This is a genomic window from Rhizobium tibeticum (genome assembly GCF_900110205.1).
Classification (GTDB): Bacteria; Pseudomonadota; Alphaproteobacteria; order Rhizobiales; family Rhizobiaceae; genus Rhizobium; species Rhizobium tibeticum.
On sequence record NZ_FOCV01000002.1, the window covers coordinates 199571 to 211692 of the forward strand.

The window sequence follows — 12122 nt, forward strand, 5'->3', positions numbered from 1 at the left end:
CAAATGCATGTTGTGTTCAATATTTGGGATATCCCATCGAATAGCGCCGTCGCATAGTCTCACTTTTCAAGGAGATACGGCAGATGAAGCATGAACGCCCCCGCATCGAACTTTCCGGACAACCGCTGAGCTTTGCTGAGATGGTGAGGATCGGATCGGGCAAGGTGGCGCTTTCCGCTTCGGCAACGGGTATGGCCCGCGTCGAGATCGCCCGTGGAATTGTCGAGGACGCGATCAAGGCTGGCATGCCCGTCTACGGGGCAACCACCGGCGTCGGTGCCATGAAAGACGTCGAGTGGTCCCCGGAGGACCTGGACGCCTTCAGTCTCGGGCTCGTGCGCGCGCATCACTTCGGCACCGGGACGCCGTTTTCATGCTCCGTCGTGCGCAACGCGATGGCCATCCGCATCAACACCGCTCTGACGGGGCAGGTCGGGTGTACACCTGAACTCGTCAATGCATACATGCGCATGCTCGCGGTGGACATCATTCCGGTCGTCCGCCGCACCGGGTCCATTGGTTGCGCCGATATCGGCCTCATGGGACAGATCGGCGCCGTCTTGACCGGCGTCGGGGAAGCCGTCTATCGCGGCAAGCGCATGCAGGCTGCCGACGCCTTCGCGGCAGCTGGTATGAAGCCCTTTACCATGGCCCCGCGCGACAGCCTTGCCTCGCTCAGCGTCAACGCCGTGAGCTTCGCGGCTGCAGCGGATGCGACACGCAATGCCGCCGCCTCCATTCGCGTGCTGCTGGCCTCCGGGATGATGGCGTCAGGCGCCCTTGGGGCCTCCCGAGATCCGTGGCTTTCCGTTCGCCATGTCGGCACCTCCCGGGAAGCTTTGATCGGCTCCTGGCTCTGCAATGCTTCGGACGCCTGGCAGTGGCCGATCAAGACCCACGTGCAGGACCCTTTGAGCCTGCGCATGGTCGCGCAGGTATTCGGTGCGGTCATCGAGAACCTGCTGACGACCGGACACAAGATCCTTGCCGCCACCGGACGTTCCGACGACAACCCTGTCGTCGTCGAGGGCCGCGTCATGACCTCGGGCGGGTCGCTGCCGCTCGATGTGACGATCCTGCTGGAATCGGCGGCTCTGTGCATGGCGCACGCGGCCCGCAATGCCTTCAACCGCTGTGTCCTGCTCGGCAACGGCCAGCGGCGCGATCTACCCGTCAATCTAGTGCCGCCCGGCCGCATCGCAACAGGTTTCGGCCCGATCATCAAACTGGCCGGCGAGATCTTCTCGCGCGTGCTATCGATGTCGAACCCGGTGTCTGCGCAGTCGCTGGTGGTCGCGGCCGGCCTTGAGGACGAGGCAGCGTTCCTGCCGCTCGTGATCGAGCGTTTTGAGCGCCAGATGCGCGCTCTGATGCGACTTGCCGCCCTCGAGGCGCTGCTTTCGGCGCAGGCCGTGGATATACTCGGCGACAAGCCGAAGGGCGTCGGAGGGATGCTCTACGACGTCGTTCGCAAACATGCGGATTTCTACACGGTCGACCGGCCGCTCTCTGCTGAGGTGGAAGCGATCGAGGAAGAGCTTGGCTCCGGCGCCTTCATGTCCAAGCTCATCGAAGAGGTGCCGATCGCATCATTCGACGATTTCTTTGCACTCGGCTCGCTGGAGCGGATCGAGCAGCGTCTGACCCAGGAACCGGTCGCCATCTGATCCCTTCAATATTCGCCACGGAGAAAGCGGCATGGCTGATTTCGATCTCGTTCTGCAAGGCACGGTCGTTTTGCCGGAACGCATTCTGGAAGCCGGCTACGTTGCCGTCCACGATGGCAAGATTGCCGAAGTCGGCCTCGGTGTACCGCCAGCTGCGCGCGAGCGCCATCTCCTCGGCAAGGCATTAATCCTGCCCGGAGCAATCGACGCGCAGGTGCACTCACTGTCGCAGAAGGGTCAGGAAGACTTCATCTGGTCGACGCGGTCGGCCGCCGCCGGCGGCGTGACGACGATCGTCGACATGCCTTACGACGAAGGCAATCTCGTCTGCTCGGCGGAAGCCGTGAAGAAGAAGATCGCGCATGCTGGCCCGCAGGCGCGCGTTGACTTTGCACTTTACGGCACGGTCGATCCTGAGGACGGCGCCAAGCGCATCGCCGAGATGGTGGAGGCTGGCGTTGCCGCCTTCAAGTTTTCGACGTTCGGCACGGATCCGAAGCGCTTCCCGCGCATTCCCCCTGCCCTGCTGGACGAATGCTTTGCCGCGATCACGCCGACAGGACTGACGGCCGGCGTGCACAACGAGGATGACGAGGCTGTTCGCACCTATATCGATCGCGTGAAGGCGAGCGGGATCACGGATTGGCGGGCGCACGGGCTCTCCCGGCCGCCGATCACCGAACTGCTTGCCATGCACACGATTTTCGAGACGGGCGCCAATACGGGATGCCCCTCGCACGTGGTGCATTGCTCGCTCGGGCGCGGCTACGACATTGCCCGGGCCTATCGCCGCGACGGCTACGAAGCGACCGTGGAGTGCTGTATCCACTATCTCACGCTGGACGAGGAAAACGACGTCAAACGCCTCGGCGGCAAGGCAAAGATCAACCCGCCAATCCGCCCGCGCGCCGAAGTCGAGGCGCTATGGCGCAAGGTCGCCGAGGGCAATGTCTGGCTCGTCTCGACGGATCACGTGAGCTGGTCCGAAAACCGCAAGACCAATCCCGATATGCTGGCAAACGCCTCCGGCGTGCCGGGGCTCGAAGTGATGGTGCCGCTCTTCATCAAGGGCGCGAGCGAGCGCGGTATCCCGCTGACCTGGGCGGCAAAGTTGATGGCGCAAAACCCGGCAAAGCATTTCCGCCTCGATCACGTCAAGGGCGCACTGACGCCCGGCAAGGATGCCGATATCGTGGTGCTTGAGCCACGTGAAGCAATTTATGACGCAGCCGCGAGCGGCAACAACGTGGTCGGCTGGAGCCCTTACAACGGCATCCGTCTCCCCTGGACGGCCTCCGCGACCTATCTGCGCGGCAGGAAGATCACCGATGGCGCGACCGTGCTGGCCGAGCCGGGCACCGGCCAATTTGTACGTCCGCTCTCAAGGCAGGTGATCGCCGGAGCCGCACCATGAGCCGAAACCTGCCCGTCAATGCCGGTCGGATCGCGGAGGATATCGACGCTCTGGCCGAGATTACCAACCCTGGCCGGCCTTGGACACGCCGCGCCTTCTCGCCGCTTTTTCTCGAGGGGCGATCCTACATCGCAGCGCGCATGCGGGCCGCTGGCCTTGAGACCCGGATCGATGCCGCCGGCAACCTGATCGGCAAACGACAGGGTGCCCACAGCGGACTCGGCACGATCATGGTGGGTTCGCATTCGGATACCGTACCGGATGGTGGCCGCTTCGACGGCATTGCCGGGGTGGTGACGGCGCTGGAAGTCGCCCGTGCGCTGAGCGATCAGGGCATCGAGCTCGATCACGACCTGGAGATCGTCGATTTCCTTGCCGAGGAGGTCAGCATCTTCGGCGTCTCTTGCATCGGCAGCCGGGGCATGACGGGACAGTTGCCGGAAGCTTGGCTTTCCCGCGTGACGGAAGGGCGTGATCTGGCGTCGGCAATCGCAGAGGTTGGCGGCGACGCCTCGACGCTGCCCTCGCAGGAGCGACCCGATCTCAAGGGCTTCCTCGAACTGCATATCGAGCAAGGGCCGGTGCTCGAGAACGAGAAGAAGGATATCGGCATCGTGACCGCGATCGCCGGTATCACCCGGATCGAAATTGTCGTGGAGGGACGCGCGGACCACGCTGGCACGACGCCGATGGACAGCCGTTCGGATGCGTTGGTCGCTGCTGCGCAATTGGTTCTCGATATCCGCAATGCGGCGGCCGCGCGGGCGAAGACGCCAGGTCATTTTGCGGCGACTGTCGGCGAATTCCGGATCGAGCCGAATGCGGCCAATGTCGTTCCGTCGAAGGTCGTGCTCTTGATCGACGGACGCGCGGAAGTGCGCAACGACATGGAAGCCTTCTGCGAATGGCTGGATGCGCACGTCATAAAGTTAGCCCTTACTTACGGAGTTTCGATCAAGAGCCCAATGCGGGTCTCGGATAATTATCCGACGCCGAGCGACGCCGGACTGTTGAAGACGCTCGAAAGGGCCTGCGAGAGCGTTGGCGCAAAGCACCGACGCATGGCATCCGGCGCGGGTCACGACACGGCCTGGATTGCAAAGGTGGCGCCTGCCGCCATGATCTTCGTGCCGTGCAAGGAAGGGCGCAGCCACTCGGCTGACGAATGGGCGGAAAACGACGACATCGCGCTTGGCGCGGCAGTGCTTTTCGAAGCCGTCATAGACATGGACAAGAGCTTGAAGCAGGAGGATGCCTGATGGGACGCATACTCGTTGAGAAGGACGTCGAGGCGGCCGTCAAGGGCGGTTCCGTCTATGCCGCCGGCGGCGGCGGCTGGGCCGACCATGGCCGAATGCTAGGCTATGCCGCCGTCAATGTCGGCAAGCCGGAACTCGTGTCGATCGACGAACTGCGGGACGACGACTGGATCGCCACGGCCGCCGCGATCGGTGCGCCGGCCTCCACGACGCCTTGGGAAATGCAGGGCATCGATTATGTGAAGGCCGTGCAGTTGCTGCAGGAAGAGCTAGGCGAGAAACTGTCCGGCCTGATCATCGGCCAAAACGGCAGGTCGTCGACGCTGAACGGCTGGCTGCCCTCCGCCATTCTCGGAACCAAGGTCGTGGATGCCGTGGGCGATATCCGCGCACATCCGACCGGCGACATGGGCTCGATCGGCATGGCAGGCTCGCCGGAACGGATGATCCAGACGGCGGTCGGCGGGAACCGCGCCGAGAACCGTTACATCGAGCTTGTCGTCAAGGGTGCCACGGCGAAGATTTCACCGATCCTGCGGGCGGCTTCCGACCAGTCGGGCGGCTTCATCGCCAGCTGCCGCAATCCGCTGCGTGCCTCCTACGTCCGCACCCATGCAGCGCTCGGCGGTATTTCGATGGCGCTGGCGCTGGGTGAAGCGATCATCGCAGCCGAGAAGATCGGTGGGTCGGCTGTGATCGACGCCATCTGCAAGACGACCGGCGGCCATGTCCTCGCCGAAGGCATCATCACCAAGAAGGACGTCGTCTACACCAAGGAGGCCTTCGACATCGGCACGATCGTCGTCGGCTCCGGCGACAAGGCGGTGACCATGCATGTGATGAACGAGTACATGGCCGTCGACGACATCGAAGGCAAGCGTATCGCGACGTTCCCCTCGGTCATCACAACGCTCTCTCCCGAGGGCGAGCCGTTGAGCGTCGGCCAGTTGAAGGACGGCATGCATGTCTTCATCCTGCATGTGCCGATGAGCATCATTCCGCTGTCGGCCAGCGTCCTCGATCCGACCGTCTATCCGCCGGTGGAAAAAGCGATGGGCATCGAGCTTGCTCGCTACGCGCTCGCGGCAAAGGCGTGACGCCATGGCGCGGGACGTCGGGCTGGAGGAATTGCTGAGGGAGGAACTGGGCACTATTTCCGGCCTCAGCGAGAAGCCGATGTTCGGCGGCCGAGCCTTCCTGCTCGACGGCAACCTGCTCTGCGGCGCCCGCGAGGACGGCATGCTGGTCCGTCTCGGTAAAGGCAAAGACGGCTGGGCGCTCGGCTTGCCCGGCGCAGCGCAGATGCTCTCCGCGGCCGCACCATGCAGGGTTGGGTCAGGGTCGGAGCCGACGTCTATGGCGATGACGATATGCGGCACCGTCTTCTGGAGGCCGCTATGACGTTTGTGCGCTCACTCCCCGCCAAGTGAACGCGACGCAAGTGCCCGCAAGCCCCGAAGAAGACTGACATGAGAGGAACGACCAGATGCCGAAGTCCAATCCACGCCATCCGAAATTTCCGATCCCGGGCGGCCCGGAGCTGCGCGCCAAGGGCTGGCGGCAGGAGGCGCTGCTGCGGCTTCTGGAGAATGTTCTCTCTGTCGGTGAGGATCCCGACAATCTCGTCGTCTATGCCGCACTCGGCAAGGCGGCCCGCAACTGGGCGGCGCACAAGGGGATCGTCAAGGCACTGACCGAAATGGACGAGGACCAGACCCTGCTCATCCAGTCCGGCAAGCCGATCGGTCTCGTCAAGACGCATGCAAAGGCGCCGCTGGTCATCATGGCGAACTGCAACATCGTCGGGCAATGGGCGAAGGCCGAGGTCTTTTACGAGCTACAGCGCAAGGGACTGATCTGCTGGGGCGGGTTGACCGCCGGCGCCTGGCAGTACATCGGCAGTCAGGGCGTCATCCAGGGAACCTATGAGATTTTCATGCGCATTGCCGAGCGCCGGTTCGGCGGCGATCTCCAGGGGCGCTTCGTGCTGACGGCGGGGCTCGGCGGTATGGGCGGCGCGCAGCCGCTTGCCGGCCGCATGGCGGGCGCGGCGATCCTCTGCGTCGACATCGACCCCGAGCGCGCGAAGAAGCGACAGGAGATCGGCTACCTGCAGGAGATCGCGCCGGATCTCGACACTGCCCTTGCGATGATCGATGCCGCCGTGAAGGAGAAACGTGCGCTATCGGTCGGCCTCGTCGGCAATGCCGCCGAGATCTATCCCGAAATCGCGCGGCGCGGTATCGTGCCCGATATCGTCACCGACCAAACCTCCGCGCACGATCTCGTCTATGGCTACGTGCCGAAAGGCATGAGCCTTACGCAGGTTCGCGAACTGCGCGACGACGGCCAAGGCCAGTTGATGGCGGCAAGCCGCGCCTCGATCGTGCAGCACGTGACGGCGATGCTGGATTTCCAGGAGAGGGGTTCCGAGGTCTTCGACAACGGCAACCTGATCCGTACGCAGGCGATGGAGGGTGGTGTCGCCAACGCCTTCGAAATTCCGATCTTCACCGAGGCCTATCTGCGGCCGCTCTTTGCGCGCGCCATCGGCCCCTTCCGCTGGATGGCGCTGTCGGGCGAGGAGAGCGACATCGCCCGCATCGACGATCTGCTGCTCGAAATCTTCCCCGAGAACAAGATCATCACCAACTGGATCCGGCTGGCGCGCGAGCATGTGCCCTTCGAGGGACTGCCGGCGCGCATTGCCTGGCTCGGGCACGGCGAACGCACGACGCTTGCCCGCCGCGTCAACGAACTGGTCGCAAGCGGTGAGCTGAAGGGACCGGTCGCCTTTTCGCGCGACCATCTCGATGCGGGGGCGATGGCGCATCCAAACATCATGACCGAGCGGATGAAGGATGGCTCCGACGCGATTGCCGACTGGCCGCTGATCGATGCGATGATGCTCTGCTCCTCGATGGCGGATCTCGTGGCGGTTCATTCCGGCGGCGGCGGCTATGCCGGCTACATGACGAGCTGCGGCGTCACCGTCGTTGCCGACGGCACTGATGCCGCCGACGAACGCCTGGATCATGCGCTCACCAACGACACGGCGCTCGGCGTCATGCGATATGCGGATGCGGGCTACGAGGAGGCGCTGGACGAAGTGGCGAAGAAGGACATTCCATACATTCGGCTGGGATAGGCTTGCGGCGCCGGCGTCGGACGTGCCGGATTACGCTATGGCGTGGCGCAACGGATCGATCGCCGGTCGTGCGTATCTGATAGACATCGGATGTCGATTCGACGCTGCCCATCCAACGAACGGACCTCGCCATGCAGCCCCGCACCTATGGTATGCTCCTCGTCGGCATCGCTACGATCATGTGGAGCACCGCGGGGCTCTTCGTCCGGGCGCTCGATCTCGATATCTGGACCGTGCTCGGCTGGCGCTCTCTGTTTGGCGGGCTGGCGCTGACGGTCATCATTTTTGCAAAGAAGCGGATCAGCGCTGAGCCGGGCAAGGTGCCGTTCTATTTCTATCCGCTCTACGGGCTCATGGCCGCCACTTCGATGTACGGCTACGTCAGCGCGCTGAAGCTGACGACCGTTGCCAACGTGCTGGCGATCTACGCAACCGTTCCGTTCGTCGCGGCGGGGATCGCCTATGTCTGGCTGAAGGAGACGATCAGCAGGCGTGTACTCATCGCCAGCCTCATCGCCTTCGTCGGCGTCCTGATCGTCGCGGGCTTCGGCGCGAGACCTCAGGACATCGCCGGCAACGCCCTGGCGTTTCTGATGACGGTGACCTTCAGCATCCTGCTTGTTGCGGCAAGACGCTACCCAGCGCTGCGGCTGGCGCCGGTCAATGCGCTCGGATCCGGCTTCTGCGTGCTGTTCTGCCTGCCCTTGATGTCTCATGCGATGCCGAGCCTGCAGGAAATCCTTGTGCTTGCCGTTTTCGGGTCGACGACATCGGGGATCGCCTATCGGCTCTTCATGACCGGCGGCCGCTATATTCCATCCAGCGAGGCCGGGTTGATCGGGCTGTTGGACGTCGTGCTCGGCCCGCTCTGGGTCTGGCTCGCCTTCTCCGAGACGCCTGATATCTCGACGATTATCGGGGGCGTGATCATCCTGATCTCCGTTTTCTGGTATTTGTGGAGCGGCATGAGAGGGTTTCAGCCCCGGCGTACACTGAAAAACGTATAGCCGACTTATTATTTCACGCCTCAGATTTCGGATTCGACACTTCGATCAGATTGCCATCCGGATCCCTGATATAGACGGAGCGGATCGGCCCGGCCGCACCGGTGCGATCGACAGGTCCTTCGACGATTGTCACACCCTTTGATTGAAGATGCGCGATGACATCGGCCAGTGGTGTGGTGGCGATGACGCAAAGGTCGGCCGAGCCCGGGGTCGGCTGCTTCGCCTTGGGCTCGAATTCGTGGCCATGCTGGTGAAGGTTGATCTTCTGGCTGCCGAACGTCAACGCCTTGCGCCCGTCGCCGAAGGTTTCGACGGTCATGCCGAGCGCCTGCGCGTAAAATCCGCAGGTCGCGTCGATATCGGCGACCGTCAGAACCAGGTGATCGAGGTGATCAATGCGGATCATGCCTAATCCTACCGTTTTGCCAGCCGTGCGGCAACGAGGGCTGCAATCATACCCAAGGCGAGCAGCGCCAGTGCGAAGAGCACGACAGCATTCCAGCCATCAGCGCCCCAGAAGTAGCCGCCTACGGAACCTGCAACGCTGGAGCCGAAGTAGTAGGACAGCAGATAGAGCGAGGAGGCGTGACCCTTGGTGCCACGGGCAAGACGACCGACAAGGGCGCTCGCCACGGAGTGCGCAACGAAGAAGCCTGATGTCAGCAGCACGATGCCGAGGACGATCAACGGTAAAGAGGATGACAAAGTGACGGCGATGCCGGCGGCTGCGACCGCAATACCGGCAGGCAGGACGACGAAATGGCCAATGCGATCTCCCAGCAAGCCGGCGATCCAGGATGCGGCAATACCGAACAGATAGACGGTGAAGATCAGGCCGAGTTCGGTCTGGTTAAGATTGTAGGGCGCCTGAACGAGGCGGAAGCCGATGTAATTGTAAACCGTAACGAATGTGCCCATGGCGAGAAAGCCGATGGCGAAGAGCAATGGTAAGGCCGGATTGCTGATATGGCCGACCCAGGCCTTCAGGTGAAAGCGGGCGTCGAAACCCTTGCGCGGCGTGAAATTGCGCGATGCGGGCAACAGTAGGAAGAAGCCGATTGCGGCGGCGAGACCCAGTATGCCAAGCGCGCCCAGCGCGACGCGCCAGGAGAAGAACTCGGCAAGCGTGCCGGTGACGACGCGTCCGGCCATGCCGCCGAACGCATTGCCAGCGATGTAAAGACCCATCGAGGCACCAAGGCCGCGCGGATCGATTTCTTCCGAGAGGTAGGCCATGGCGACGGCGGGCACGCCGCCAAGCAGCAGCCCTTCCAGAGCACGGATGACAAGCAGGGCGTGCCAGCTCGGCACGAGCGCGCAAGCGATGGTGCAAATGGCCGCCCCGAGCAGCGAGGCGAACATCAGGCTGCGGCGGCCAAAGCTTTCGGAGACGGTCGCCGCACAGACGATCGCGAAGGCAAGGAAGCCGGTCGATAGGGAAAGTGACAGCGAGCTAGCGGCCGGGCTGATGCCGAAATCCTCTGCAAAGATCGGCATCAGTGGCTGCACGCAATAAAGCAGCGAGAACGTTGCAAAGCCCGAGAGGAAAAGTGCGAGGCTAGCGCGCCGATAGGAGGACGTGCCACGCAGCAGGAACTGCTCGTCCTGCGCTTCCGCCGTCGTTCGCACGACATGGAGATTTGGATGAGAGCGGATTTCGGGGGCGTCAAGCGGCTTGTCTGCGGCGCGTGGCATGGGGCACCAACCTTTCACGCCTTTTGATCTAGCCAGCGCCTCATCATTTGTCCAATATATGAAACTGACCTTCTTGATAGGTTTTGGAGATACCGATGGAGCTGCGCCATATCCGCTATTTCCTGGCCGTGGCCGAAGAGGGGAATTTTACCCGCGCGGCCGCCAAGCTCGGCATCGGCCAGCCGCCGCTCAGCCAGCAGATACGCGATCTCGAAAACGAGATCGGGGCGGCGCTGTTTCATCGCGTACCGCATGGCGCGGAGCTGACCGAGGCAGGCACCGCCTTTTTGCCGGAAGGACGGGCTGCCGTTGTGGCTGCCGAGAAGGCGAAGCTTGCCGCCCAGCGCGCAACCCGGGGCGAGACCGGCCGGCTCGCACTCGGTTTCACGGCATCTTCGGCCTTCAACACAGCTGTCAGCGGCACGATCCGCCGCTTTCGCAGGCAATGGCCCGATGTCAGCCTGTCGCTGACGGAGATGAACAGCAACTGGCTGATGGAGAAGCTGATGCGGCAGGAGATCGACGTCGCCTTCATCAGGCCAGGGCTGGAGGATCCCAAGGACGTCAGGCTGAAACGGCTGGCGGACGAGCCGATGCTGATCGCGCTTCCCGCGCACCATCCGCTTGCGACATACGAAAAGGTGCCGCTCTCGGCGCTTGCAGGCGAGCCCTTCATCCTGTTTCCACGCACGGTCGGCCTCAGCCTCTACGACGATATCGTGCGTGGTTGCCGGGATGCCGGCTTCGAGCTCGTGGTGACGCAGGAGGCGCCGCAGATTCCGTCGGTCGTCAATCTTGTTGCCGCCGATCTCGGCGTGTCGATCGTGCCTGCCTCGATTGCCCATCTGGCGCTCGACGGGGTCGCCTACCGGCCAATCGAGGGGCCACCGCTGGTGGCGCGCCTGGGGCTTGCGATGCTCAAGGCACAGCGCTCCCTCGTGGCGGCCAACCTGATGAGCCTAATCTGATCAGTCTACCGGGTCCCAGTAAGGAGGGTCGCCGAAGGTCTTGCGCAGATGCTGCGCCACGGCGCGCAGCTTGGCCGAAGGATTGCGACCCTCGGGATGGGCCATGTAGATGAACTCCGCCTCCGGCCTGTAGCCGACATCGATCGCTACAAGCTTTCCCTCGCCGATTGCCGGGCCGGCGATGAAGGCCGGCAGGAGCGCGATGCCAAGGCCCGCAATCGCCGCATCGCGGATCATGTCGCCGTTGTTCATGCCGACAGCCTGGCTGGCGCGCACGACGATCGCACCATCCGGCGTTTGGAAGCGCCAGTCGGCGACGCCGCGATTAGTGTAGAAGATACCCTTGTGCTCGTCGAGATCGGCGAGGGTCTTCGGCGTGCCATGGCGGTCGAGATAGGCTGGAGAAGCGACCAGAATCCGGCGGCTGCGGCTGAGCTTCCACACCACCAGTCGGGAATCGACAATCGGGCCATGACGAACCACCGCGTCATAGCCTTCCGAGGAGACATCGACGCGGCGGTCGTCAATGTCGAGCACCAGCTGGATCTCCGGATGCTCGGCCAGAAAGGGGTATAGGGCCGGACCAAGATGCATCCGCCCGAAGGTGACCGGGGCGGCGATGCGCAGTGGGCCGGACAGCGTGCCGCGGCGCACGGCCATCTCGGCGGTGGCTTCCTCGATCTCCTGAACGATCCGCGTCGCCCGCAGCAGGAAGGCCGCGCCGTCTTGCGTCAGCGTGAGCTTCCGCGTGGTGCGATGCAGGAGCACGCCCCCGAGCGACCTTTCAAGTTCCGCCAGCCGTTCGCTGACAACCGACTTTGAGAGCCGCAAGCGCCGGGCGGCCTCGCTGACGGAGCCCGATTCCACGACGGCCACGAAGGCCGTTATTCCCTCAACCCTGATCATCGTTCGGCAATTCCGAATTCAAGTTCCGTTATCTGGAGACTAATCCGAACGAAAGGAA

10 protein-coding genes and 1 pseudogene are annotated in these 12122 nt (G+C 63.3%); 8 read left to right on the forward strand and 3 right to left on the reverse strand.

The genetic code is table 11. From position 1 onward, the window contains the following. Nucleotides 1-83: 83 nt before the first annotated feature. From BSG20_RS02910 to BSG20_RS02940, 7 genes and pseudogenes are all read left to right on the forward strand, one after another. On the forward strand, nucleotides 84-1667 hold the full coding sequence (locus BSG20_RS02910; protein WP_072371563.1) for an aromatic amino acid lyase: 1584 nt from the start codon (nucleotides 84-86) through the stop codon (nucleotides 1665-1667). Between the two features lie 31 nt (nucleotides 1668-1698). Then, nucleotides 1699-3081: a dihydroorotase gene (locus BSG20_RS02915; protein WP_072371566.1), complete on the forward strand. Its 1383-nt coding sequence runs from the start codon at nucleotides 1699-1701 to the stop codon at nucleotides 3079-3081. Further along, nucleotides 3078-4340, forward strand: a complete 1263-nt coding sequence (locus BSG20_RS02920) for a Zn-dependent hydrolase (protein ID WP_072371569.1) — start codon at nucleotides 3078-3080, stop codon at nucleotides 4338-4340. The genes BSG20_RS02915 and BSG20_RS02920 overlap by 4 nt, the downstream gene beginning before the upstream one ends. After that, nucleotides 4340-5437: a DUF917 domain-containing protein gene (locus BSG20_RS02925; RefSeq protein WP_072371572.1), complete on the forward strand. Its 1098-nt coding sequence runs from the start codon at nucleotides 4340-4342 to the stop codon at nucleotides 5435-5437. The genes BSG20_RS02920 and BSG20_RS02925 overlap by 1 nt, the downstream gene beginning before the upstream one ends. Nucleotides 5438-5441: 4 nt before the next feature. After that, nucleotides 5442-5770, forward strand: a pseudogene (locus tag BSG20_RS02930) (TfoX/Sxy family protein). Nucleotides 5771-5826: 56 nt separating this feature from the next. Further along, nucleotides 5827-7488 (forward strand): urocanate hydratase, encoded by a 1662-nt coding sequence (locus tag BSG20_RS02935; RefSeq protein WP_072371575.1) that lies wholly within the window; start codon nucleotides 5827-5829, stop codon nucleotides 7486-7488. Nucleotides 7489-7619: 131 nt separating this feature from the next. Beyond that, nucleotides 7620-8495 (forward strand): DMT family transporter, encoded by an 876-nt coding sequence (locus tag BSG20_RS02940; RefSeq protein ID WP_072371577.1) that lies wholly within the window; start codon nucleotides 7620-7622, stop codon nucleotides 8493-8495. A 13-nt stretch (nucleotides 8496-8508) separates the two neighbouring features. Here the strand turns inward: BSG20_RS02940 and BSG20_RS02945 are convergent, their stop codons facing one another. Further along, entirely contained in the window at nucleotides 8509-8901 is a 393-nt protein-coding gene (locus tag BSG20_RS02945) for a VOC family protein (protein ID WP_072371580.1), read from the reverse strand. Between the two features lie 8 nt (nucleotides 8902-8909). Next, nucleotides 8910-10190, reverse strand: coding sequence for an MFS transporter (locus BSG20_RS02950; RefSeq protein WP_072371583.1), 1281 nt, complete (start codon nucleotides 10188-10190; stop codon nucleotides 8910-8912). A gap of 95 nt (nucleotides 10191-10285) precedes the next feature. On the opposite strand from BSG20_RS02950, the gene BSG20_RS02955 reads away from it, so the two are divergent. Next, nucleotides 10286-11158 carry a LysR family transcriptional regulator gene (locus BSG20_RS02955; RefSeq protein WP_072371586.1) on the forward strand — a complete coding sequence of 291 codons (873 nt, stop codon included), beginning with the start codon at nucleotides 10286-10288 and terminating at the stop codon, nucleotides 11156-11158. Here the strand turns inward: BSG20_RS02955 and BSG20_RS02960 are convergent, their stop codons facing one another. After that, entirely contained in the window at nucleotides 11159-12064 is a 906-nt protein-coding gene (locus tag BSG20_RS02960; RefSeq protein WP_072371589.1) for a LysR family transcriptional regulator, read from the reverse strand. Between the last annotated feature and the right edge of the window lie 58 nt (nucleotides 12065-12122).

Excerpts from the sequence above, each read along its gene's own strand:
- BSG20_RS02910 (WP_072371563.1), top strand. The coding sequence starts at position 84 with ATGAAGCATGAACGCCCCCGCATCGAACTTTCCGGACAACCGCTGAGC.
- BSG20_RS02915 (WP_072371566.1), top strand. The coding sequence starts at position 1,699 with ATGGCTGATTTCGATCTCGTTCTGCAAGGCACGGTCGTTTTGCCGGAA.
- BSG20_RS02920 (WP_072371569.1), top strand. The coding sequence starts at position 3,078 with ATGAGCCGAAACCTGCCCGTCAATGCCGGTCGGATCGCGGAGGATATC.
- BSG20_RS02925 (WP_072371572.1), top strand. The coding sequence starts at position 4,340 with ATGGGACGCATACTCGTTGAGAAGGACGTCGAGGCGGCCGTCAAGGGC.
- BSG20_RS02935 (WP_072371575.1), top strand. The coding sequence starts at position 5,827 with ATGCCGAAGTCCAATCCACGCCATCCGAAATTTCCGATCCCGGGCGGC.
- BSG20_RS02940 (WP_072371577.1), top strand. The coding sequence starts at position 7,620 with ATGCAGCCCCGCACCTATGGTATGCTCCTCGTCGGCATCGCTACGATC.
- BSG20_RS02945 (WP_072371580.1), bottom strand. The coding sequence starts at position 8,901 with ATGATCCGCATTGATCACCTCGATCACCTGGTTCTGACGGTCGCCGAT.
- BSG20_RS02950 (WP_072371583.1), bottom strand. The coding sequence starts at position 10,190 with ATGCCACGCGCCGCAGACAAGCCGCTTGACGCCCCCGAAATCCGCTCT.
- BSG20_RS02955 (WP_072371586.1), top strand. The coding sequence starts at position 10,286 with ATGGAGCTGCGCCATATCCGCTATTTCCTGGCCGTGGCCGAAGAGGGG.
- BSG20_RS02960 (WP_072371589.1), bottom strand. The coding sequence starts at position 12,064 with ATGATCAGGGTTGAGGGAATAACGGCCTTCGTGGCCGTCGTGGAATCG.